The sequence below is a fragment of the Sulfitobacter sp. M13 genome, from assembly GCF_053474885.1.
In genome coordinates this window covers 2,470,877-2,493,791 of the sequence record NZ_CM130281.1, presented here as the reverse complement: position 1 = coordinate 2,493,791, position 22,915 = coordinate 2,470,877, and the positions used below count along the sequence as shown (strand labels likewise).

At 56.6% G+C, this 22,915-nt stretch carries 20 protein-coding genes; 6 read left to right on the top strand and 14 right to left on the bottom strand.

The window, feature by feature from the left end; translation table 11 throughout:
• Window positions 1-95: 95 nt before the first annotated feature.
• Both ACVBAU_RS12010 and ACVBAU_RS12005 read left to right on the top strand, forming a co-directional pair.
• The gene (locus ACVBAU_RS12010) at window positions 96-1,487 is read left to right on the top strand and encodes a rhodanese-like domain-containing protein (RefSeq protein ID WP_448326573.1); all 1,392 of its coding nucleotides are present in this window, start codon (window positions 96-98) and stop codon (window positions 1,485-1,487) included.
• 2 nt (window positions 1,488-1,489) lie between these two features.
• Entirely contained in the window at window positions 1,490-1,963 is a 474-nt protein-coding gene (locus ACVBAU_RS12005) for a beta-lactamase hydrolase domain-containing protein (RefSeq protein WP_448326571.1), read from the top strand.
• 378 nt (window positions 1,964-2,341) lie between these two features.
• Here the strand turns inward: ACVBAU_RS12005 and ACVBAU_RS12000 are convergent, their stop codons facing one another.
• The 3 genes from ACVBAU_RS12000 to ACVBAU_RS11990 are packed head-to-tail and all read right to left on the bottom strand — an operon-like array spanning window position 2,342 to window position 3,894.
• Window positions 2,342-2,785 carry a DMT family transporter gene (locus tag ACVBAU_RS12000; protein WP_448326569.1) on the bottom strand — a complete coding sequence of 148 codons (444 nt, stop codon included), beginning with the start codon at window positions 2,783-2,785 and terminating at the stop codon, window positions 2,342-2,344.
• Window positions 2,786-2,803: 18 nt separating this feature from the next.
• Entirely contained in the window at window positions 2,804-3,337 is a 534-nt protein-coding gene (locus ACVBAU_RS11995; protein ID WP_448326567.1) for a GNAT family N-acetyltransferase, read from the bottom strand.
• The gene (locus tag ACVBAU_RS11990) at window positions 3,334-3,894 is read right to left on the bottom strand and encodes a helix-turn-helix domain-containing protein (protein WP_448326565.1); all 561 of its coding nucleotides are present in this window, start codon (window positions 3,892-3,894) and stop codon (window positions 3,334-3,336) included. Before ACVBAU_RS11990 ends, ACVBAU_RS11995 begins: the two co-directional genes overlap by 4 nt.
• A gap of 847 nt (window positions 3,895-4,741) precedes the next feature.
• On the opposite strand from ACVBAU_RS11990, the gene ACVBAU_RS11985 reads away from it, so the two are divergent.
• Window positions 4,742-5,164: a GFA family protein gene (locus tag ACVBAU_RS11985; RefSeq protein ID WP_335744162.1), complete on the top strand. Its 423-nt coding sequence runs from the start codon at window positions 4,742-4,744 to the stop codon at window positions 5,162-5,164.
• A gap of 415 nt (window positions 5,165-5,579) precedes the next feature.
• Here the strand turns inward: ACVBAU_RS11985 and ACVBAU_RS11980 are convergent, their stop codons facing one another.
• The 10 genes from ACVBAU_RS11980 to ACVBAU_RS11935 all read right to left on the bottom strand — a co-directional run bounded on the left by ACVBAU_RS11980 (window position 5,580) and on the right by ACVBAU_RS11935 (window position 18,286).
• Window positions 5,580-6,281: a FadR/GntR family transcriptional regulator gene (locus ACVBAU_RS11980; RefSeq protein WP_335744161.1), complete on the bottom strand. Its 702-nt coding sequence runs from the start codon at window positions 6,279-6,281 to the stop codon at window positions 5,580-5,582.
• Between the two features lie 137 nt (window positions 6,282-6,418).
• Window positions 6,419-7,948, bottom strand: coding sequence for a tripartite tricarboxylate transporter permease (locus tag ACVBAU_RS11975; RefSeq protein ID WP_448326563.1), 1,530 nt, complete (start codon window positions 7,946-7,948; stop codon window positions 6,419-6,421).
• Window positions 7,949-7,951: 3 nt separating this feature from the next.
• Entirely contained in the window at window positions 7,952-8,413 is a 462-nt protein-coding gene (locus tag ACVBAU_RS11970) for a tripartite tricarboxylate transporter TctB family protein (protein WP_254700520.1), read from the bottom strand.
• 191 nt (window positions 8,414-8,604) lie between these two features.
• A complete protein-coding gene (locus ACVBAU_RS11965) occupies window positions 8,605-9,570 on the bottom strand; it encodes a Bug family tripartite tricarboxylate transporter substrate binding protein (RefSeq protein ID WP_138923119.1) in 966 nt (321 codons plus the stop codon).
• Between the two features lie 578 nt (window positions 9,571-10,148).
• A complete protein-coding gene (locus ACVBAU_RS11960) occupies window positions 10,149-11,669 on the bottom strand; it encodes an aldehyde dehydrogenase (NADP(+)) (protein WP_448326561.1) in 1,521 nt (506 codons plus the stop codon).
• A gap of 2 nt (window positions 11,670-11,671) precedes the next feature.
• Window positions 11,672-12,397 (bottom strand): ribonuclease activity regulator RraA, encoded by a 726-nt coding sequence (locus ACVBAU_RS11955; RefSeq protein ID WP_448326559.1) that lies wholly within the window; start codon window positions 12,395-12,397, stop codon window positions 11,672-11,674.
• An 821-nt stretch (window positions 12,398-13,218) separates the two neighbouring features.
• A complete protein-coding gene (locus ACVBAU_RS11950; protein WP_448326558.1) occupies window positions 13,219-14,610 on the bottom strand; it encodes an HWE histidine kinase domain-containing protein in 1,392 nt (463 codons plus the stop codon).
• A gap of 47 nt (window positions 14,611-14,657) precedes the next feature.
• Window positions 14,658-16,451, bottom strand: coding sequence for a response regulator (locus tag ACVBAU_RS11945; protein WP_448326556.1), 1,794 nt, complete (start codon window positions 16,449-16,451; stop codon window positions 14,658-14,660).
• A 7-nt stretch (window positions 16,452-16,458) separates the two neighbouring features.
• A complete protein-coding gene (locus tag ACVBAU_RS11940; protein ID WP_448326554.1) occupies window positions 16,459-16,989 on the bottom strand; it encodes a hypothetical protein in 531 nt (176 codons plus the stop codon).
• A 232-nt stretch (window positions 16,990-17,221) separates the two neighbouring features.
• Window positions 17,222-18,286 (bottom strand): glycosyltransferase family 2 protein, encoded by a 1,065-nt coding sequence (locus ACVBAU_RS11935; RefSeq protein ID WP_448326552.1) that lies wholly within the window; start codon window positions 18,284-18,286, stop codon window positions 17,222-17,224.
• Window positions 18,287-18,954: 668 nt separating this feature from the next.
• Here ACVBAU_RS11935 and ACVBAU_RS11930 point away from each other — a divergent pair.
• Genes ACVBAU_RS11930 through ACVBAU_RS11920 form a run of 3 tightly spaced genes read left to right on the top strand, consistent with a single transcriptional unit; the run spans window position 18,955 to window position 21,516 of the window.
• Window positions 18,955-19,710 (top strand): glycosyltransferase family 25 protein, encoded by a 756-nt coding sequence (locus ACVBAU_RS11930; RefSeq protein WP_335744156.1) that lies wholly within the window; start codon window positions 18,955-18,957, stop codon window positions 19,708-19,710.
• Entirely contained in the window at window positions 19,707-20,759 is a 1,053-nt protein-coding gene (locus tag ACVBAU_RS11925) for a glycosyltransferase (protein WP_448326550.1), read from the top strand. Before ACVBAU_RS11930 ends, ACVBAU_RS11925 begins: the two co-directional genes overlap by 4 nt.
• Window positions 20,760-20,763: 4 nt before the next feature.
• Window positions 20,764-21,516, top strand: a complete 753-nt coding sequence (locus ACVBAU_RS11920; RefSeq protein ID WP_448326548.1) for a glycosyltransferase family 25 protein — start codon at window positions 20,764-20,766, stop codon at window positions 21,514-21,516.
• 101 nt (window positions 21,517-21,617) lie between these two features.
• On the opposite strand, the gene ACVBAU_RS11915 is transcribed toward ACVBAU_RS11920, so the two are convergent.
• On the bottom strand, window positions 21,618-22,631 hold the full coding sequence (locus ACVBAU_RS11915) for a hypothetical protein (protein ID WP_448326546.1): 1,014 nt from the start codon (window positions 22,629-22,631) through the stop codon (window positions 21,618-21,620).
• Between the last annotated feature and the right edge of the window lie 284 nt (window positions 22,632-22,915).

Sequence of the window (22,915 nt, the reverse complement as noted above, 5' to 3'; positions counted from 1 at the left end):
CCATGGACTTATCCTCGCTCAATCCGGCAGGTCGTCTCTTAGACGATTGGAACTTCTCCTATCGTTCCCCTGTTGCTCTCGCAAAGGAGGACGGTATGACCCTACGCTTTGAACAGATACTCGCCGATGGCGTGGCCGAGTGTTCTTACCTGCTTGGCGATGACGCCGCCCATGTCTGCGCCGTGATCGACCCGCGCCCCGATGTAGACATCTACATCGAGACCGCCCGGCGTTTTGGCATGGCGATCACCCATGTATTTGAGACCCATATCCATGCCGATTTCCTTAGCGGCGCGCGCGAACTGGTGGACCGTTTGGGCGGACACGCCAAGTTGTATGTCAGCACTGAGGGCGGCGTGAAATATGGTTTTGACCATGAAGCGGTGCGTGATGGGGATGAATTCACCTTTGGCGGCATGCGGATGAAGGCGCGGTTCACCCCCGGCCATACGCCTGAACATATGTCTTACATGCTTTATGACGGCGACAAGAACACGCCTTGGGGTGTGCTGTCAGGCGATGCGTTCTTCGTTGATAGTGTGGGCCGCCCAGACCTTTTGGGCGATGACGAAACCGAGGAGCTGACCGAGAAGCTTTTCCATACGGTGCGCGATGTCTTCATGGCGCTGCCGGATGATGTGATTATCTATCCCTGCCATGGCGCGGGCTCGGCCTGTGGGCCCGACATTGGGGATCGGATGTCTTCGACCATCGGCTATGAACGGCGGTTCAACAGCTATGCGCAGATCCAGGAACTGGATGAGTTCAAGGAGACAATGCTGAACGACGCGCCACCGGTGCCGACGCATTATCCGCGTATGAAGAAGGTGAATTCACAGGGGCCAGAGGTACAGCGCAACTTGCCCCGCATCCCGCCAATGACGGTCGACTCCTTTGCCAAGGTCGCCGACGATGGCGCGCAACTGCTGGACGTGCGGGACATGATGGCCTTTGGCGGGGGCTACGTCAGCGGCAGCCTCAACATAGGGGCCCAGCCTGAACTGTCGGTCTGGGCCGGGTGGCTCTTGGACCCCGAACGCCCGATCTATCTGGTGACAGAGGGTGACGGAGAGGTGGACGACGTATTGCGCCTGCTCTGGCGCACCGAGTTTACCGATTTTGGCGGCTATCTGGCGGGCGGTATTGGTGCTTGGCGTGAGGCTGGGCGCGAGCTGGCTCAAATCCCGCAGATCTCGGTGCATGACCTGAAAGACGCGGATGACATCACCCCGCTTGACGTGCGCAAGCCCGATGAATGGTACGGCGGGCATATCCCCGGTGCGACCCACGCCTTTCTCGGCGAGCTGCGTGAAAAAATGAAAAACCTCGACAAATCCGCACCCTACGCCACCTATTGTGCAAGTGGTTTTCGCGCCAGCATCGCTTCGAGCCTGCTCGCCGCCAACGGGTTTACCAACGTTTGCAACGTACCGGGAAGCTGGAAGGCTTGGACTGCCGCCGGCTATCCCACCAAAAAGGAGAAATAAGGATGACCGATACCAAAGACCAGAAACAGAAGATCGCAACGATCGACCCGACACATACCGTGGCGCTGTTCACCCCCGATGCGGGAACGCTAGAACAAGCGGCTTCGGCTGGTGCCAAGACAGTAGTGAACTTCCGCGCGGAAGGGGAGAAAGAAGGGCTCACGCCAGAGGAGGAGCGGCAGCAGGCTGAAAAGCTGGGACTGAACTATCTGCACCACCCGGTCACCGCTGACAGTCTCGACGCGGCGACTGTCGATGAATTTCGGCGGTCCTTGAATGATCTCCCCCAACCGGTCTTCCTGCACTGCGCCTCTGGCAAGCGGGCCGGAGCGATGACGCTGATGGCTCTGGCAGCAGACAAGGGCTGGGATGGCCATACGGCGCTGCAAGAAGGGAACGCCCGAGGCATTGATCTGACAGATGAGAAGATCGGTGAGTTCGTGAAATCCTATGCGGACGAAAAGGCCGGGAAATAGCGCGTCCAGCCAGCCTGGGCGCGTTGCTTTAACTCTCGTGGGCGCTGTAAAGCGCGTGCAGGCTTGTCAGTGCTGAGGCGGCCTTATGCCCTTTGACGCTGTAAAAGATCGTCTGGCCCGCGCGGCGGCCTTCCGAACGTCGGCGCGCTTGCAGCGAACGACCATAATTTCTCTATGCAGACCTTTGTTCACAATGCAGCGAAAGCCAGCTAACCGCCCTTCCGCTAAGAGGTCTTCTCAACTGCTACAGAAGCTGTGCCTCCGCAGCGAACGGCAGCAAAGCCCCGCGTAGGCGACAATCATGTGATGCGCAGCTAAAGGCCGTTCCGAGCCCAGACTCACCGATGCTGCGTTATGTATGAACGTCGGCTTTTGGGTTCAGGCTCTCGCCACCAAACCAACTCCTAAAACCACCAGCGCCAGCCCAAATGCCTTGACCAAAGAAAACGGTCGCTCAGCCAACCCCATAGCGCCAAAATGATCGTAAAGAGCCGCACCGGCGAGATTGCCCGTCACAACGATTACAAGAAAAAGCGTGACGCCGAGAGCAGGGATACTTTGCATTGAGATAACCACATGGACCGCGCCGAACATACCGCCAAGCCAGACCCAAATCGGCAAACCGCTCAGTGTCGTAGCGCTTAGACCACGGAAACTTCCGGTAGCCAAAGCCATGATCCCTGTCACAAGCGCTGCGGTTGCAAAGGCAAGGAAAACGGCGAGAAGATAGTTCCTGCTCAGCCCTTCAGCCAGTCGCGCATAGATCGGCCCTTGAGCCGCTACGAGCATGCCCCCCAGAAACGCTAAGACACCAAAGATCAAGGCCGACACCTGCATGGATCAGAGGTGCCTATACATATAGGTCGTCGCATGCTTCGCCGCGCCGTCCGGATCATAGGCGAAGTCTGGAATGACACCGGCCTCTTTGAAACCAACACCTCGATAGAGCGGTTCGGCCACGTCACCCGTGCGCGTATCCAGCGTCACAAGCGTTTTTCCCGCTTTCTTGGCGACCCTCAGTGCCGTGTTCATGAGCGCCGTGCCCAGACCAAGGCGGCGACCGTCCGGATGAACGATCATTTTCGAGATTTCAGCGCGGTGAGGTTGATTGGGAGGCATTCGGAGGACTAACTGGACCGTGCCCACCAGACGTTGATCGACAAAAGCACCGAAACAACGCCTGCTTCCGCCTTCCACAGCAGAGGTTACGTCCTGCAACCAGAAGCGTTCGGCATCCGCTTTGGAAACAGGTGTCATAAAGCTGATAGCGGCCCCGCCTGCGACGCTGTCCACCAGCACGCGGCAGAGATCGTCCACATGTTTTGCGATGTCGGTGGCGTTGAGGTCGGAAATGTGGGGGGAAAGAGGTGTCATGCAAGCGCAATCACATATCTGCACGAGGCGTTTGAAGTTCTGAAAATTGTCTCACCGAACAGAATGTATCTAAGGCAATCACCCGGCCTCAGATCATGGGCATTGCCTTCAACGGTGATTTGCATCTGCCCGGACAGGACGTAGACGTGATGCTCCTGACCGGGGATCGCTGGAGCGGCATAGGTGATCAGTTGTTCAGGACCCAGCTCTCCCTCGATCAATTCAACGGAGAGCTGGCCATTTGAGGGCGACACGCTGCGGCGCACGAACTCGTGGCCTGGGTCGCGCCACACGCTTTGTTCGCCCCGCCTAAGAACTGGTTGAAACCCATGTTCGAGTGGTGACAAGAGTTGAGAAATGGGAATCGCATAGACTGCTGCAAGCTGCCCAAGCGTCTCGGCGGTAGGGCTCACATCGGCGTTCTCTATCCGGGACAGTGTTGCCCGGCTCAAGCCGCTGCGCTCTGCGAGAACCGCCAGCGTCATATCATGTGTTTCACGCAAGTTACGCAGGTGACTGGCAAGCTTCGAGTTGTTTGATGTGTGTTTAATTCCCATATTTGGGATATATCCCAAATATGGGAATGAAGTCAACCTGTGAAAAGCTGCCGTTCATGCTAATACATTCAAGATCCCCTTCGCCCGCCCTGCGGGCCTCCATGCAGAGCGCCACGAAGGTCAGCTTCCCGCCCTTCGTGGCGAGGGGCGCGAACGCGAACTTGGAAATTACCTTTACATGCGGGGACTTTGATGCCGTGAAGCACGCAGAAGGATCACTTTAAGCGGTCGGTTTTCCGTATCGTACTCTGTCGCCCGACGGTGGGTTGATTTACTTTATGCTTGGACTGCTCGGCGATGACTTAGAGCCTGAGTACCAGTCCTTAACGAACAAGTCTGAAACCTTCTCATTCGGCAACTGCGTTTACCCTATTTTAGAAATTAGAATAGGGAAAAAATATCGTCTACCTGGCGTCGTCGTCCGCAATAAATTAATGGTGGATGCCGTCAGCGTTCGGGAGCCGGCTAATATAGGGGCGGGATCAGCATAGTGTGCCCCGAAAGCGGCGAAGTCGAATTCGTCGAGGTGGAGGGGGACCCCTATACCACAAACATTTATACCACAAACATTTGATTTGGCGGTGAGGATATGAGCGATGCATGGATTACGGCTTTAGGAACAGGATGTCTTTATGGCGCGCGCTGGAAGACACCAGGCCTTCGCTTGAATTATAACGGGTGAAACGGGCGCTATTTTTGTTACACTGGGAGATGGTATTATGTCGCGAACGGCCCAAAGCTGCCGTTCGCCTTGTGCCCCAGCACTGCGGTGATCCGTTCAACAAGCGGTCCTTTGTGGAGCGGTTGCGTGGTTGCGCAACTTGGTTGGCTCTGTAGTATTCGACCCATGATAAAATACCTTGGGAAATGCCTTTGCGGCGAAGTCACATATATTGCTGAAGGGCGGCCAGTCGTCGTTGCGCAATGTCATTGTGAAGAGTGTCGCCGCCTAAGCGGAACAGGTCATACAGTAGGTGCCATGTTCAAGTCAGAGGCAGTGAGCGTGAGCGGAAAACTGAGCGAATTCAAGTACTCATCCGGAAAGGATTCAGAGGTTACTAAGGCCTTTTGCTCGAATTGCGGTAGTCCAGTTTATGGAAAGAATACCAGATTAGAAGATCATCTGACGTTCACGCTTGGCACGATGGACGATGCCAGTGGATTGGACGTTGAGGTTGTCATATTCGAGCGCGACAAACCCCATTGGGATCAACTCGGAAAAGAGGTTGTCTCATTTGCAACCCAGCCTGATTGGAAACCTGAGGGCTAAGTACCAATATGGCTCACTTTCGGCTGCATTCACGAAACCCACCCAATTAGAGAAGCCAGCGCCGACGTTTGTGATAGTCGCAAGCGACATGACCTTTTCTGGAATAAGCTGCGCTTTCTAGGGCGCTATCATCTGGGCGTAAAAAGCGGTTATTCCTTGCTCAGAAGGCTAACTTTGCTCAGCGACGCTGAGGTTTGCGAAAAGTGTAGCATCGATCATAACGGGTTTGTTGCTGACCTTAGCCACGATGGGCAAGATGCGAGCCTTTACCCGAATGTATTCCCTAGATCGGATCCTGAGACCGCCAAATGCCAACAGATGTGAAAATATCTCTGCAACGCTCCTTATTGAATTTATGCTTTCTTGGCAGAAGTCCTGTGTCATTTCCGTAGAAAACCAGGCGATACCTATCTCGTTAATTCTCTTGCGGGTCTACGAACATCCGGTCTTTCGCAGCGGTGATGTGGTGGCGCATCGTAGCCTGCGCCACTTCGGGCTGTTGTAGGCGGATCGCGTCGAGTATGGCACGGTGCTCTGCCAGCACCAGCTCCTGCCTGACCGGGGCATCAAGCAGGGTCAGGGAACGCGATAGTTTGACGCCATAAGCAATCTGTTCGCTCAAGGATTCCAGTACTGAAGAAAAGAACGGGTTCTTGGCTGCGCGGGCGATTGCCAGATGAAGACGCTGGTCAGCCTCTACGCCCGGGGCGTTTTGCTGATAGGTTTGCTCCATTTCCAGGTAAGCCGCATCCATCGCCGCAATATCCTCGTCATCGCGCCGCCGCGCCGCCCAAGCGGCCGCAGCCCCTTCGACCTCGATGCGAAACTCGTAACAACGTTGGACATCCGAGACCGACTCAAGTGGCACAAAACTGATCAACTCGCGATCGGGACGGCGCAGTACGTAGCTTCCCGATCCCCGGCGCGACTGTACGATGCCATCGTCGCGCAGGCGCGACAGCGCTCCGCGCACCACTGGTCGCGAGACACCGAAGTTTTCGGCCAGCACCTCTTCGGTCGGCAGTCGACTGTGTACTGGATACTCTTCTTCAAGGATCTTGGTCAGGAGCTGATCATATACTTGATCTGCCAGTGAGGGCCGCCTTGTTTCTGACAACGTGATCTCCTTGCTTAATGCCGGACGTGCGGTGCGTTCTTTATAGCCCGCGTTTGAGTAAAAGACAGGGGTGGCGCGCGCGCGACTGCAATATGACTGACCGCCCCTGTCGAAAGGGACGGTCAAAGGCCGAGTCGCTATTTTGCAGTGCCGACGGCTGGGGCCTTTGTCGGTTTTCGGATCACCAAAAAGTAGAAGAAAACCAGCGTGAGCACGACAAAAAATAGACTATCGGGATTGGTAAAGAAGGTCGTTGGATCGCCGTTCGACAGCGCTAGAGAGCGGCGCAGGAACTCCTCCAGATTCGGCCCGAGAATATAGCCCAGCAACATGGTGATCACTGGAAAGCCATTGCGGCGCAGGTAGAAGGCCAAGACCCCCATGGCCAGTGCCATAAACATCTGAAAGGTCGAATAGGTGGAAACATAGCTGCCCACCACGGCCAGAAGCGCGATCACGGCGTAAAGCACATCCTTGCGCACCGTGACGATCTTGATGAAGTAGGGCCCGATCAACCACAGCGTCAGTGGGATCAACACCACGGCACTGAACAGTAGCGCGGCCAGCATCGGGGCAATAAGCCCGGCCTGATCCGCCATCAGCTGTGGCCCGGGCTGGATGCCGTTGATCACTAGAACGCCGAGCATGATGGCGGTGATCGGATCGCCGGGAATTCCGAAGGTGAGCATCGGCACCATGGCCCCGCCGCAGACCGCATTGTTGGCGCTTTCGGACGCGGCAATGCCCTTGGGGTTGCCCTTGCCAAAGGTCTCGGGCTCGCTCGAGGTGCGGACGGTTTCGGTGTAGGCGAGGAACGACCCCATCGAGCCACCTGCGCCCGGCAGGGTGCCGACGAAATAGCCAATCAGACTGGATTTGACGTAGCAACCAAAGCCGATTTTGCGAATGTCTGACAAGGGGGGCAGGAAATCCCGTCGGCGGATCTTGACCTTGTCCGCTGCGGCTGCGGCGGCGGCACCGATATCGGCCCGCGTGACTGCTTGGGTCAGCACTTCGGCGATGGCAAAGGTGCCGATGATCACCGGCATCAAGTCGATCCCGGCGGTCAGGCTGGAATAGCCATAGGTGAAGCGGGTGATCGGCTCCATTGCGTCAAGCCCAACCGTAGCGAGCATCAGACCGGTGCAAGCAGCAAGCCCTGCCTGCGGAATGCGCCCGCGCTGAGCGATCACCACGACGATGATCGCAAAGGCCAGCAGCGAAAACTTGCCCGTGGTTTTTACCAAAAGCGACAGTTCGGCCACGAAAGGGGCGAGCGCAATCAGCAATAGCGCCCCGATTGCGCCGCCGATCATCGAGCCCAATGCGGCATGGCCAAGCGCCAGCGCGCCTTTGCCCTGCTGTTGCATGGGATAGCCGTCAAGCGCGGTCATCATGGAGGACGGCGCGCCGGGAATGTTGATCGTAGTGGCGGTAATTGACCCACCACACATGCCGGCCATATAGATGCTGGCACAGGCCATCAGCGCGGTCTCAACGCTGAGCGTGTAGGTCAAGGGCAGCAAGAGCGCCATCGCCAGTGTCGCGGTCAAGCCCGGAATGGCGGCAAAGATCGTGCCGATCACGAAGCCGAGGATCACATACGTAAAGTTGACCGGGTCGGCCAGCAGGGAAAAACTGCTGAAAACGAGGAAGATGAAGTCCATGGTTTAACCCCACAGGGTCGGGAGGCGAACCCCGAACAATTGCTGGAACATGACAAAGGCGACCCCGACGATTGCCGCTGATATGATGGCCTTTAGGACCAGTTTCTCGAAGGGCGAAAACAACAGGATCAGCGCAAAGACAAAAAGGCCGGATGAAACGAAGTAACCCAACGGCTTGAATGCCACGATGTAGAAGAAGATCGCCACCACCACCCAGACATGGGTGTAGCTGCGCTTCTGATCGGCTGGTGCGGTCTCTGGCTCGGCCCGCAGCGCCTGCACGATCAGGAGGCTGCAAAAGACAATCGCTGCTGCGCCCACAAGAATCGGAAAGAAAGCAGGTGTCAGCCCGCCGTCGCTAATCGGCGCGCCTATGTTCAGGGCCGTAACCAGATAACCAATGGACACTGCAAGAGTGACGTACAGAAATACCAATTGCCTATTAATGAGCATCGTCTTCTCCAAGGATGGGTGTGAGGGGTCGCCCGCACAAGCCGGCTTTCGGTGCGGTGGGGTGCATTGCCCCGCGTGCCGGTGGCTTCGACTTCGACTTCGAATGAGGTAAAACAGCGGTTGGCCAGCGGTCACGTCGTATCGCTGGCCGCGCCGAAGCCATGTCTCCAACCCATCGAGCCGGAGACATGGGGGCATGAGGGTTACAGGTTCAGTTCGTCCATCAGCGTGAACGTCTTGGTCTGCAATTCGTCGATCCAACCGACAACTTCATCCGAGCCCAACCAATCGGCGGTCACCCCAATTTGCGCCAGCCAGTCTTTGAACTCGGGACTGTCGTAGGCAGCCTTGAAGGTGGCCTCCAAGGTTTCGACCGCCTCATCGGGGGTGTTGGCCGGAGCCGCGAGCACGATGAAGCTGCCGGTTTGCAGGTCGTGGCCTTTGGATTTCAAGGTCGGCACATCGGTGTAGGTGGCGTTCTGCACCGAAGTTAGCTCCACCACGCCCTTGGCATCGCCCGAGGCCAGGATGCCGCTGAAGTCGCCAAGGCTCGAAATGGCCGCATCCAACTCACCCGAAAGCAGCGCTTCGGCTTCGGCGCTGGACGAGCCCGCATAGGTGATGACGTTGAAATCCACGTCGAGCAGTTTTTCCAGCTGCATTGCCGAGAGATACGGACCAGAGCCCTTGGGGGCCACGCCGACCCGCACTTGGCCAGGGTTTTCCTTGGCGCGGGAGATCAGGTCCTCGTAGCTTTCGATGCCCGAATGCTTGGAGACGACAATGGCGTCGGCCTCAGAGGTGATGCGGGCGATCGGCTTCATCTTGTCCAGTGAATAGCCCGGCACCATCTCGCCGCGGGGCAGGGTGATGATGCTGTCATAGGTCAGCACGCCGACCGTGTGTCCATCAGGGCGCGCGTTGGTCATCTGGATCAGCCCGGTGGCGGTGACTGCGCCGGCGATGTTTTCCACATAGATGGATTTGGGCAAGTCCTGCTCGGCGATGTTGCTGATCTTGCGCGAGATCGCGTCAGCGCCGCCCCCAGCAGGCCATGGCACGATCAGACGGATATCACGGGCCGGGAACTCCGCCGCCGCGACGGTTGTACCCAGAACGGCTGCGCCAAGCGCAATACCAAATGTGGCTTTCAAGCTTTTGTAAAACATAGATCTGTTCCTCCTCTACAGATGTCGTGGGCCAGACGGAGTCTGGCGTCATGCGTGCGCCGACTGGTCCGGAAAAGCTGCGCTTTGCCGGCTCGGCATTCTGACTGTTGGTCAGCATTGTCGTTGGTGGGCTGCGCCATGGGGCCAGATAGATCGGCTATCGCATGGCTACCGGTTCTGGTGGCGGTGCAGGCACGACGTGCACCAGTCCCGTCTTTGTCTTGCGCTCGGAAACACGAAAGCTGTGCCTCCGATACGGTCGATGCGATCCTCCCCTTTCGCCTTGGCCTATTGCTTCACCGGGTGTCTGCCCATGGGGGCGTGGCCGTTGAAGCTTCAGTCACATTATGCAGTGATATTTTACAAATCAACACAAATATGCCCGATAAACCGTCTTAATTCACCTATTTATGTGCAATATTTGTTCGGAATAAATACACATCCCGCCAAATCCACCCATAAATGGTCGTAAACCTCTATTCAGACGGCGCGTTCCGCATAAGGTGTAAAGTCACTCCCCAAAAGTTCGGATCAGCCCGCCGACATAGGGACGGCGGGCTGTCTGTGCGCCTACTTTGTCAATCTGCCCTAAGATCGGCAGGCAGCAGCGCCTCCGGCAAGTTTTGGTAACAGACAGGACGCAGGAACCGCCGAATCGACAGGGTGCCGACAGATGTCGCGCCAAAGTTGGTCGAGGCCGGATAAGGTCCGCCATGGACCATCGTGTCCGCCACTTCGACACCGGTGGGGAAGCCATTGGCAAGCACCCGTCCGGCCATCTGCTCAAGCACAGGCAGAAGCGTGCGCGCCAGATCGATGTCACCGTCGTCCATTTGCAGCGTCGTCGTCAGCTGACCCTTGAAATTGGCGGCCACCGCCTGCATCTGCTCGGCGTCCTTGACCCGGATCACCAGACCCAGCGGGCCAAACACCTCTTCCGCCAGCTCTTCGTTGGTCATCCAATCTTCGGCCGAAACATCGAACAGATAGGGCGCAGCGGATCGGCCATCGCAGGTACTGGTCAGCAGCGATTTCACGCCAGCCCCTTCGGACACGCGTCGCGCGCCGTCACGGTAAGCATCGGCCATGCCATCGGTCAGCATGGTTTGGGCGGCCACAGCTTTCAGACCTTCGCTGGCAGCGTTCACGAAGGCATCCGCTTCTGGCCCGTCTACCACGATCGCGATGCCGGGATTGGTGCAGAATTGGCCCGCGCCCATGGTCAGGCTCGCGGCCCAGCCGGTGCCCAGGTCGGCGCCCCGCGCGGCTGCAGCCTTCGGCAGTACGAACATCGGATTGACACTGCCCAACTCGCCAAAGAACGGGATCGGCTCGGGGCGTTTGGCGCAAAGGTCAAACAGCGCGCGCCCGCCGCCAAGGCTGCCGGTAAAGCCAACGGCCTTGATCCGAGGATCGGTCACAAGCGTCTCACCCACCGCGCGACTGCCGCCTTGCACGAAGCTGAAGATGCCGCCGTCCATGCCAAGTTTGGCCAGCGCCGCAACGATGGCATCGCCGACAATTTCGCCGGTACCGGGGTGCGCGCCATGGCCTTTGACCACGACTGGACAGCCCGCTGCCAGCGCCGCAGCGGTGTCGCCACCAGCGGTGGAGAAAGCGAGAGGGAAGTTCGAAGCGCCAAACACGGCAACCGGGCCGATGGGGCGTTGCATCATCCGCAGATCAGGGCGCGGCAGCGGCTGGCGATCCGGCAGGGCGGTGTCGTGGCGGCGGTCGAGGTAGGCACCATCCCGAATATGAGTTGCGAACAAACGCAGCTGACCAGTGGTGCGGCCGCGCTCGCCCTCAAGCCGCGCATCGGGCAGGCCGGTTTCAGCGGTGCCGATCTCTGTGATCTGAGCGCCACGGGCGTCGATCTCATCGGCGATGGTTTCCAGCAGCACGGCCCGCTCTTCGCGTGAGGTGGCTGCGAATTCAGGGAAGGCAGCATGTGCGGCAGCACAGGCCTCTGCGACCAGCTCGGGCGAACCGGCCGAGTATTCGAAGGCCGCGCCGCTGGCCGGTGCGGAGGAGAATTTGGCTTCAGCGCTCACGCGCTTGCCAGCAATCAGATGGTCGCCATGTGGTGTGAATGTCATATTTATCGTCCTGCCTTTTTACGCCATGCGTTGAATTTCACGATGCTATCGTCGTCGGTGCCGGGGTAGAGGCCGATGATCCCCGCGCCATCATTGACCTGCTCGAGAACAAAATCCTCATAAGCTTCCATTTCGCTGCATTCGCCCGCGATTTCATCTGCGAGATGCGCCGGGATAACCATGACACCGTCGCCATCACCCAGCATCACATCGCCAGGAAAGACTGCTGCATCACCGCAAGAGATCGGAACATTGATATCGATCGCCTCGTGCAGGGTCAGGTTCGTAGGGGCGGAAGGCCGCGCAAAATAGGCGGGCATATCCAGCGCGCCAATGCCAGCCGCGTCGCGCACGCCGCCATCGGATACCACACCTGCAACACCGCGGTGCTGCAGCCGTGTAATAAGGATCGAACCAGCTGTTGCAGCGCGGCAATCCTTACGCGCGTCCATCACCAGCACATGCCCCTCGGGGCAAGTCTCTACGGCGACACGCTGTTTGTGGTCACGATTGCGGAATACGGAGATTGGGTTGCGATCCTCGCGCGCCGGGATGTAGCGCAGCGTAAAAGCCTGCCCCACCATGGTCACTGCCTTGCGCTCTACCGGCGTGACGCCCTGTACGAACTGATTGCGCAATCCCCGCTTGTAAAGCGCGGTGGCCACAGAGGCCGTCGACACCTTGCGTAATTTGTCGCGGGTTTCGTCAGACAGGTTGTATTCGTTCATTACTTCTTCCCCTGGTGTAGAGTTTTGCACTTCGGGAAAAATAGCGCTTTGTAGATCTCTCCCTCCCTTCGCAGCGATACCGCTCAGGGTCCGGAACTTTCGAAGATCTCTAGCCTGCTCCTCCCGAAGCCTTAGGCAATGAGCTATACCCGCGCAACATATGTGTCAATATTTGTAATGACAATTTGTACCAAATACGTAGTTAACCCCGACATATGCCGCAAAAGAGATTACTAATAATTACATAATGGCTGGGGAGAGCAGCAGCTCGAGCTGCATTTTGCCTTACTCCGATACGAATAAAACTGCCTCACTGTCGCCATCGGAACCGTCGCTACGGCTTTCGTTGATCAGGATTCAGGCATGTCAGGCGAAAAGCGGGCAACGCCTTGTACTTCCGAGACAGACTAAATGATGATTGGGAAATAGTCGGTTGCCGGATGTGGAAGTCTAGCGTTTCGAACCGGATTGGTCCTGCGCCGGTTGGAACCCGCGACAATTTTTGACTGCTCGGAAATGAGGAAGCGGACATCGCTTGTTACTGCAGCGAAGGACCGCTCTGCGCCCGTCATAAAATCATTCGCGTGCGATTCCGAGCTGACTTTCACGGTGTCAGATGTCAGATTGCACTGCTTTGCAGCTTCACCAAACCCGCAAACCCTCATCATAAATGAGGGGGCGTCGGGGGCAGGTCAGGTCCAGCTCGGAGCATACGATGCATCGAGGGGCATTGTCTTGGTTGTACTGCCGGATGGATATGCCGCTTTTCGACAGGTCAAGAACGGCGCTTTGGACCGACATCCATTGCAGCAAGCTTAGTCTTAACAAACAATCCGGTAGAGTTCGTTCACAAGGTCTTGTTCTCTAAACGGTTTGCTGATGATGGATGCTCCATTGTAGGCACTTCCCAAATCTGACCTATCCTGACCGCTTAGAATTAGAAACGGGACTGACAGCTCAGAGAGCTGCAACGCTATGGCATCGGTCGTCTCATGACCGAGATTCACATCAAGTAGTGCGGCGTCTGGGATTTCACGCATAGCTTCCAGCGCATTCGCCACGGACGTGAACGGCCCGCTCACTGTCGCGCCTCGAGTCTCAAGGATATCTGCGATGTCCAGACCGATGATTGGATCATCTTCAATAACCAATATCCTTTGGCCCGAGAAAGAGACACCCCCGAGGCCTTGCTCTCGCGTCCTCGTAGCTGCCGGCGTAGGTTTGTCCGGCGTTTCCCGTTGAAAGCTGTCTTTGATGACGATGTCACATATCAAACCTTGAGGTGCGAAATCGAGCTTTACAGTGCCTTCATCCCGCAGGGAATTTTGCAGGATTGTTGAGCCGATGCCAGTGCTGCGTTCAGCAGCAACAGTTGGTCCATCAGTCTCTGCCCATCTGATATGACACTCGCGTCCGACACTGGTGATGGATACTGAAACCTTGCCTGCCGCGACCGAGAGCGCCCCGTGTTTCAACGCATTTGTCAGCAGCTCGTGAAAGATCATAGCAAGGGCCTCGGATGCCTCACCCGAGAACCAGACGCTTGTGTTGCCAGTCACAGAAATACGGGTTTGCCAGTCGGCGAACACATCCATCTGCATTTTCAATATTTCGGAGAGGCTTGAGCGCTCGGCCTCTTTAGCGATCAGGACTTTATTTGAACGGGAAAGGGCCGCCAAACGCTCTACCAGTGTGTTTGCGAACTGCTCAACAGTATCATTCTTCTTTGACGTTTGACGGATCATGGCGTTCATGATTGTAAAGGTGTTCGAAACGCGGTGGTTAAGCTCGTTTGATAGCAGTCCGAGGCGATCCTCGTTCTGCTTTGTCTCGGTAATATCGATGACATGGCCAATAAGCTTGGTGATCTCGCCTTTATCCGAAAACTTTGGCATCCCCTTTGCGCTGATCCAGCGATCCACGCCGTCCGCGCGCTGTATGCGCGTCTCAAAGGACCATGATTTCCGATCATTCAGGGACGCGGTCAACAGGGCGTTTACCCGCTCCCGGTCTTCTTCTACAACATGCTTAAGGAAGATCTCTGCGCTCCAATGAGGAAGCAGACTGTCATATCCAAATATCCGGTCGTGTCGCAAATTTCGCAGTGCCGTGCCCGTTACGGCGTCCAACTCCCAAATTCCGATTTCAGACGTTGCAAGCAGAAGGTCCAGGTGCTCGCCTGAATTATCCAAAAGGGCAGGGTTATCCTTCAACGTGGCCTCCTGACGGATCACGCTTCACACAGAAGGCAGCGCTCAATTCACCCATCACGATTACCTTGGCTCAACTGTGAGCCGGAAGCGAGCGCCTTGGCAACTACGTCGCCGAGCTGACTGTCCGCGAACGGCTTTGCGAGGCGTGCTGCCATGTAACGATAGGACCCCTCCGGCAATTCGCCGTAGCCAGTGCAAAGGATAATGGGTAGGTCCGGTTTGTGCGCCGCAATCTTCTCTGAAAGCTGAACGCCGGTCATTCCGGGCATGCCTTGGTCCGTGATGACAAGGTCGATATCCGAATTTTCCGCAAGAATAGAGAGCGCATCATCACCGTTCGTAGCATCCAAAACATCATGTCCCATATCCTCGAGTATGGCGACCGTTCCCATCAGAACAAGACAGTCATCGTCGACGACAAGTATCCGAAGATCCCTATCAAGAGGGGAGGGGGCAGACTGGTGCGATGGCTCTTGCTCGTTCACGATAATTGATTCTTTGCTCAAACTCGGAAGCACGATTTCCGCGGTCGTCCCTTGGCCCGGAGCGCTTTTAAGCCTAAATGCTCCGCCAGACTGTTTGGCAAGGCCGTGAACCATGCTCAAACCAAGCCCCGTACCTTTGCCCACGCCTTTTGTCGTGAAAAAAGGCTCGGTGGCTTGCGATAGGGTCTGGGCATCCATTCCCGGTCCGTCGTCGATAACCGAAATGGACAAATAGTCTCCGTCAAGCAAATCCGCTGGTGCGTCGTTTTCCAGCTTCTTGACATTCACTGATAGCTGGCCTTGGCCGTCAAGTGCATCTCGTGCGTTCACTGCGAGGTTCAGTATCGCCATCTCCAGCTGACCCATATCGACCATAGCCGCAGGCAGATCAGGTGCGAAGTTGTACGATATCTCGATCCCGGGTCCAACAGAGCTGCGCAGAAGCTGGTCCATGTCTTGAATGCTTTGTAGGTCTACAGCCTTAGGCGCAAGTTCCTGTTTCTTTGCGAAGGCAAGCATATGCTGAACGAGCCGCTTCCCGCGATCCGCACCTGCGAGCGCATTTTGCAGCAGGGCATTTGCTTGATCGCTCTCATTGCTCGCATGTTTTTGCAAGAGGTGCAGGCTAGACTGGATGGCGGCAAGTAAGTTGTTGAAATCGTGCGCGACGCCTCCGGTAAGCTGTCCCAAAGTCTCGATCTTGCGGGATTGCGCCAGCGCCTCTTCGGTCTGCCTAAGCTGTTCTTCCTGCCTGCGACGCTCGTCGACATTGCGTCCTGTTGCAAATATCACCCCGCCACTAACAACAGCGGTCCACCCGTACCAATGCCGATTGCCCTGCGTGTCTACTATCCTGATTTCAGAATGATCGACTTTCCCGGTTTCCGACAACCCAGCGAAAAGGTCGTGCGCGTATGCCTTGTCCTCTTCGGCAATGAGCGTGTCAAACAGCATACCCTTTAGAGCGGCTGGCGCATATCCCAGCTGTCTCTCCCAAGCGTCACTTGCCTCAAGATAGCGGCCTTCAAGGGAAAGGATAAGGTGAAGATCAGGCGACGCGGACCACAGCTTGCTGCGCTCGGCGCGGCGAAGTTCCAGCTCGGCTTCCCGCGCCATTTCCTCAGTGATGTCTCGTGCGGTGGCATAGATTTTGCCATCGTTAGGCACTGAAACCCACGACAGCCAGCGATAGCCGCCGTTCCGGTGGCGGTACCGGTTGACGAAACGAAGAACAGGCTGGTTGTTCTTGCCAGCCTCGAACGCTTGAAGCGTGTCTTCAAGATCATCGGGGTGAACAAGATCTGGGAAGGGGATAGATGCAAGATCTTGTTGCGTCCAGCCCAAGACCGCTGTCATCGCCGGGTTACACTGCTCGAAGATCCCAAGGTGATTTGAGACGTGGGACGTCCGGGGAAACGTCCCACGTCTTGGCTCTAGCGCCTAGCTCAGCCTTGATCCTATTTTCCAGCTCAACCGCACGTTCTTTCAAACGCAGCTCGTTCTGTTCGCGTTCGGTGACGTCAAAAAACAACAAACCGAAGCGATTTTCGCTGACGGGGAATGCGCGAATATCGTAGGTGCGCCCGAGCTCTGAAACAGGGCCAACAAAAGTTTGAGGCTGCTGATCGATCGCGACCCGAGCGAACCCTTCAAGCCAATGTTTTTCTACACCGGGAATAACCTCTGTGACGAGCTTTCCCGCAATGCCCTGCGAACTCAGCCCTGTAAGCTGCGACCACGCTTCGTTCACATGGAGGTACCGCCAATTGACCTCATTGTCGCTTTCGTGAACGACTTCAGCAATCACCAGCCCCTCGTGAAGTCGATTAAATACGGAAGGCCAATCTACATCGGACAGATGTTCCTGCCGACGCTCCGAACGGAGGTTGCTCATAGTGGTCTTACCTTCCCTGTCCCAAGTCTGTACGTCGCTCTGGCGGCACCGATTAGGCAAAAATAGAATGAGAAGCCTGTGTGACAACCCACTGGGAATAAAAAAAGGTACTGAAATCTAGGTCGGTGCCTGTAGCCGTAAGGCACCCCTAGCTTTGTCGACATTTTGGTTGGAATTTTATCAACGCACTAGCCAGACTGTCCCCAATCTTTAAAGCTGCGGACCCGAGATTTTACTGGTTTGGATCTCCGAAAAAGGGGGCAAGGGCCGAGAAGTCAGTAAGACGGGACGTGCCGCTGTAAACAGGGTTCAATGCGCTCAGCGATGCCGAGGTCCCCATCGTGTGGTAATGGGCAGAGCCATGGGCGTGTTGGCCACGGGTGGCGGTATAATTGATCCCCTCGACCCCGCGGGTAATCGGGTAATGTAGAAGGATGCCGTATTCTGACGCAGGCCGGAGGGGGAGCGAAAGGTGATGCGCGCCACCATTGTAGCACAGGCCGGTGCGCCACTTCACCAATGGTACTTTGGTTTGGTTCATGGGCGGCGTTGCGCCGTGCGGGGTAGAAAGTTTCTTGGCGAGCGCTGCAAGAGGAAGGCAGATCGGGGGCAGGTGGCGCGGTTGCTTCAGCGCATCGCGTTGAAGCCAGCGCGCCAGCGGGCCGGCGGTGTAACTCCCAAAAAGGCGCTCGCGCATGCCGCCCATCAGCATCGTATTGGGCAGGGGGAATTTTTCGCGGAAACGTCGCGGCATCAGGGCCGAGCTGTATGCAAAGGGATCTTTCCGTGGGTCGTCATAGTGGTCAAAGGATTCCCCAAGCGGGCGGGGGCCCGCCATATGTTCGGCGATCGGGCGGTCAGCATACATGTCGAGCATGCTGGCGATTAAGGCCTGCGCGCCTTTGCGATCCATGTCGTCGATGAGCGTCGCAAGAGAGCGCTGCGGGTAGCCGCGCCAGACCAGTCGTTCATCCACATCAATGCTCAGGCACCATCTTCCCTCTGAGAGCCCATCTAGAAGGGTCCCGCGCCAGGCGCGTTTATCCTTTGCATAGGTGGAACCCTCTTGGGGCGCAAAGACGGTGACATCGGGTTCGCGCGCAAAGATATCGGGGGTTTCATCGGTTGAACGGTCGTCCACTACGACGAACTGCATGTCCCCCATGGCGCGATAGTGCGCGAAGAGATCGGGGAGCAGATGTGCCTCGTTATGGATTAAAAACAGGCAGAGAATGCGTTTATCGAAAGATAGAGGGCCGCTGACATGGTTTAGGTATTCCTGCCACGGAGCTGTCATATCGTGTCTCTTTCCAAAAAAGCACCCAATATAACATTTTTCAAGAATAGCTACTGCACAATGAAAACTTAGGCACCAAACAGCTGACTTCGTAAACTGTTTCGATATCCAATGGAACACCTTCGCGTTCCTAAACACGGTCTCTGCATCTGTGCTGCCGGAGGTTCAACTATGTGGCTTGGGCCGACCGTCGGAAGGTACATCGTTGTGAGAAAAAAACTTGCCGGCAGGATAACTGTTAGCTGTGAAATGCGCGATGCAGGGTTGGTAGGAGAGCGGGCCGGGTATTGCGCCCTCTGCTGCGCGGTCTGTTCAGCCCAAGGTAACCCCTCGCAATACGCTATGATTAAACCGGCCTGACAGGTCGTAACTCTCACCGCTGCACCCTCAATCGGACACGTATGGACCCTTGCCATCGATGTGGTTACATATAGCAATGTTGCTTGATATCTTGACGGCAAAGCCGCTGCTGCACGATCAAAATTATTTGTGGGCACAGCGTCGATAATATTTGCGTCGCGTCGACGGTATGGATGATGATTGGAGCACAGTAATGATTGATATGACTAAGGCCGCAGGTCAGGCGATGGTTGTGGATAGTCGCGCCCGCGCATGTACTGATGCGGCACGCGTTCACGAAAACCTCCAGTCATGCGGGAACGCATAAAATGTGGCCTTCCTATGTGATTAACCTTGCTGACAACACCGCCCGTCTTGACGCGGTCACTAAAATTATGACCGCACAGGGCATTGCCTTCGAGCGGGTCGAAGGCGTGAACGGCTGGGCCTTGACCGAGGCCGAGATTGCCCGAACCTACGACGCCATGCGCAATGCCAAAGAGGGCCGTCATCCGTTGGTGCCGGCTGAAATCGGGTGTTACCTGTCGCATATAGCGGCGTGGCAGCGCATTGCAGACGGTGACGCCGCAGGCGGATTTATCTTTGAAGATGATTTCGACGCAACATCGCAGCTCGGGCCCGTTTTAAGGGCGCTGAGCGCCGACACAGCTGGCGACTGGGATATGACCAAACTGTTCACGCTGGATAAAGATGTGGAGCTTTGTGGCCCACGGTCATTGCTTGATGATGTCTTGATCGGCACGCCCTACCGTGTGCCAACCTGTCTGATAGGTTATGCGCTCACCAAAAGCGCGGCTGCGCGTTTGGTTGCCCAAGCCTTGCCGTTTTTCCGTCCCGTAGATGAAGACCAAAAATTTGTCTGGGAAACCGGGCTGCGGGTTGCTTTGGTTTTGCCGCCGCCTGTGGTTCTTGGGGATCAGCAGACCGTTACCGGAACAGTCGGTCGGGCGCGGCGCACAGCGCGGCGCGGCGGTTTCGTTCAATTTCTGCACCGCGCACGTTACGCGCTGAGGTATCGCCTTGCTTTGGCGCGGCATAGACGGCGCGAAGGATGGCGCACGTGACCGCGGCCAAGACCAGGGAGCCACGGGTTCTCCACATTCACTTTGGTAAAGAAGGTGGCGCCGAACGGTTCTTTGTGAACCTTGCCCATGCCTTTGCCGAGCGCGGCGTCGAACAGCGTTTTATTATCCGGCCTAACCGCAGTTGGGAGCCGGAGATATCCCCGCTTGGTCCGGTGATACGCAATAATTTCAGCCGCATCTCGCCGATGTCGCTTGTCGCGCATTATCAAGCTGACCGTTGGGTGAAAAGTTGGAAGCCAGACGCGGTAATGGCATGGATGCCACGGGCGGGCCGGCTTTTGCACAGCTGGCCTGATACGGTAAAGCTCGCCCGGATGGGTGACTTTCCGCAAAACCTCAAGCATTTTGGCAAATGCGACCTGCTTGTCGGTAATCTGCCCGGCATTGCAACCCGGTGTCGGGATCTTGGCTGGACCAAGCCTGTGCTGACAATCTCAAACTTTGCACGGGACATTACGCCGGTCGCGATTGACCGCGCCAGCCTGAACACGCCCGAGGACGCTTTTGTCGTGGCTGCAAGCGGACGCTTTGTGCCGCGCAAGGGGTTTGATGTGCTGTTACGGGCTGTGGCCAAGCTGCCTGGGGCTCATCTATGGTTGCTGGGCGACGGTCGGGAACGCGGCAACCTTGAGGCGTTAGCGCGCGAGCTTGGCATGGCAGAGAGGGTTCATTTTACCGGCTGGGTATCCGAGCCATTTCACCTCGTGGCTGCCGCCGATGCTTTCGTTATGCCCTCGCGCCATGAACCGCTTGGCAACACTCTTTTGGAGGCCTGGAAAGTCGGCGTGCCAACCGTTGCCACCCGGTCCGAAGGGCCGGATTGGTATATGCGGGATGGCATTGACGGTATCGTAACCGAAATCGATGATCACGACGCGATTGCGGCAGGTTTGGCGCGCATCCGCGATGATAAAACGCTCGCTGCGACTTTTGTTGCTGGCGCCCGTGAGCGTCTGGACCAGTATTTTAGCAAATCCGCCATTGTGGACGCCTATCTAAAAGTCTTCTCTGGCGACTTCAGCGGTTAGCTTGATGCGCGCGCTTGTCATCAATCTTGCCCGTGAAACGCAACGGTTGGCATTTCAGCGCGCCCAGGCTGAACGGCTGGGTTTAGGGCTTGATGTGGTGCCCGCGATAGGCGTGGCGCAGCTGCCAAGCCTTGCGAATGATCTGGATTGGAGCCGCTGGCAAAGACCTTTACGAGATGTCGAAAAAGCGTGCCTTTTGTCGCATCGGTCTGCGTGGCAGCGGGTTGTCGCAGCGGGCGAGCCGGTCCTCATCCTGGAGGATGACGCGTGGCTTATGCCTTCTGTTGCCCCGTTTCTTGCCCAAGCCAGCCAGATTACGGGCATAGAACACTTGAGCCTTGAAACACGCGGCCGTAAAAAGCTGTTGGGGGCCGCGCACCCGCAGATGCCAGACCTGCGGCGGCTGTGGCTCGACCGAAGCGGGGCCGCCGCTTATGTCCTTTGGCCCGAAGGGGCGCGTAAGTTTCTTGAGCGGTCGGCGAAAGTGCCGGCGCTCGCAGACGCCGTGATCGTAGAGACCCCCCAGCTCAAGCGCTGGCAGTCCGCCCCCGCACAAGCCATCCAAATCGATATGGCGTCACGGTATGGGCTCACGCCTCCTATTCCGGTGAGCAGCGCAATTTCTAGCGTGGCGCGGCCGTTGCAGGGCGGAACCCGTCATCGTTTTAGGCGATATATGCGGCAGTTGGTGATGGGGGCTGTCATGCTGCGCCCGGGCACTGAACGCATTGAGCTTTGGCCGCAGGTAGATGGTTAGACGCTGCCAAGCTGCGTAAGGGCCGGTGCGAAGCCATGACGCGGCCACAAGTCCGAGCGCACCGATGCGCATAATCCCTACGCGTCATCGGCACCTCGAACTCACAGCACCTTCGATGAAGTGCTCAGCCTTGTAAGCCAGGGCGCCAAAGATTTGGTGCTTTGATCCTGAGCTGCGAAAAATTCTGCATTTTTAATACAGTTCGCGAGGAGCTCTTTGGTCACGCCGATGCGATCATACCGTCTGGCGCGATCTGCATCGTACCAACCGAACTTTTGTTGCTGGTCTACGATGAGGAGACATCGATGTATGGCCTGAAGCGCTGCGAACCTGAAGAAAACGGATCTATTTTTCTGTTTCAAAACGCCGGTTTGCTCCAGAAGTTCGACCGATTTATCCGCTGTAAACGGCCAGAATTCGTCGGCGACAAGGAAGACAGCATCCTCCATCCCAATTCTGCGGCCGTAATCCTCCCAGTCGAACCATATGATCCTACCGTCATCTGAAACGGCTGCGTTTCCTGGTCGGGCGTCCCATTTCACAAATTCTACGGGCAAGCCAAGAATGCTATGTGCGAGCGCGTTTTCATCAATTTCGGGGGCAGGGGCATCTAGGGCTTGGCCAAGACGCCGCGGTCCGGATGCAAAGCGCATCGCCCACGCAGGATTGGTCGCAATCGAGGGGGTCTCGCGCAAGAAGTCCTTTTGAATAGTCCGCTTTATACGCATCAGACTTTCGATTGCCGCAACAGCAAGGTCATCTCTGTCAGCGCCCGACCGTCGCAACAATGCACTTGTCAGACGTCTGCTGCCCACATCGCTTTGAAATGTCCAGCCGTCGTGTACACCGAGCAAAGCTGGAACGTCCGCCTCGGCCTGTGAAAGATATTCTAGAATACGAATTTCTCTAAGCCGGCGTTTTGGGTCAGCGCGCCATGACGCGATGATGATCTGTTGGTCGTGAAAATGTATCCGGACGCTCGCCCGTTCCCGCCCTCCGGGGGCGGTTATTTTTTCTATGGGTTTGCCAAAAAAAGCTTCTGCTGCCTGTGCGGCATGATCTGCCGACGGGCGCTTTGGTTTGGGGTTTTTGTTTGGATGGTCTGGCGTATTCACGTGATATTCAACCTGTACGGGTGGCGCTGTGTAATGAATCAAGCTAGGAACGAAAAGGATAACCTGCCGGCATCTACCTCTTTTTGATTACAGCGGGGGTGTTTCATTGCTATTGTGTATGAAATAGAAACGTTTCTTCTTTTGCCTTAAAAGTATCACAATTCTATGATGGTGCATTATTCCAGTTTAAAATCAACGTATTAGAGATAAAAGTCCTTTTTGCGCATCGTTTGGCTTGGTCCGCTGATTTCATGGCTCTTGCGCGCTTTTTCCTGCACGCTATA

Bases quoted from the DNA above. Each gene is read 5' to 3' on its own strand.
- ACVBAU_RS12010 (WP_448326573.1), top strand. From the start codon at position 96: ATGACCCTACGCTTTGAACAGATACTCGCCGATGGCGTGGCCGAGTGT.
- ACVBAU_RS12005 (WP_448326571.1), top strand. From the start codon at position 1,490: ATGACCGATACCAAAGACCAGAAACAGAAGATCGCAACGATCGACCCG.
- ACVBAU_RS11995 (WP_448326567.1), bottom strand. From the start codon at position 3,337: ATGACACCTCTTTCCCCCCACATTTCCGACCTCAACGCCACCGACATC.
- ACVBAU_RS11990 (WP_448326565.1), bottom strand. From the start codon at position 3,894: ATGGGAATTAAACACACATCAAACAACTCGAAGCTTGCCAGTCACCTG.
- ACVBAU_RS11985 (WP_335744162.1), top strand. From the start codon at position 4,742: ATGATAAAATACCTTGGGAAATGCCTTTGCGGCGAAGTCACATATATT.
- ACVBAU_RS11975 (WP_448326563.1), bottom strand. From the start codon at position 7,948: ATGGACTTCATCTTCCTCGTTTTCAGCAGTTTTTCCCTGCTGGCCGAC.
- ACVBAU_RS11965 (WP_138923119.1), bottom strand. From the start codon at position 9,570: ATGTTTTACAAAAGCTTGAAAGCCACATTTGGTATTGCGCTTGGCGCA.
- ACVBAU_RS11960 (WP_448326561.1), bottom strand. From the start codon at position 11,669: ATGACATTCACACCACATGGCGACCATCTGATTGCTGGCAAGCGCGTG.
- ACVBAU_RS11955 (WP_448326559.1), bottom strand. From the start codon at position 12,397: ATGAACGAATACAACCTGTCTGACGAAACCCGCGACAAATTACGCAAG.
- ACVBAU_RS11945 (WP_448326556.1), bottom strand. From the start codon at position 16,451: ATGACAGCGGTCTTGGGCTGGACGCAACAAGATCTTGCATCTATCCCC.
- ACVBAU_RS11940 (WP_448326554.1), bottom strand. From the start codon at position 16,989: ATGAGCAACCTCCGTTCGGAGCGTCGGCAGGAACATCTGTCCGATGTA.
- ACVBAU_RS11935 (WP_448326552.1), bottom strand. From the start codon at position 18,286: ATGACAGCTCCGTGGCAGGAATACCTAAACCATGTCAGCGGCCCTCTA.
- ACVBAU_RS11930 (WP_335744156.1), top strand. From the start codon at position 18,955: ATGTGGCCTTCCTATGTGATTAACCTTGCTGACAACACCGCCCGTCTT.
- ACVBAU_RS11920 (WP_448326548.1), top strand. From the start codon at position 20,764: ATGCGCGCGCTTGTCATCAATCTTGCCCGTGAAACGCAACGGTTGGCA.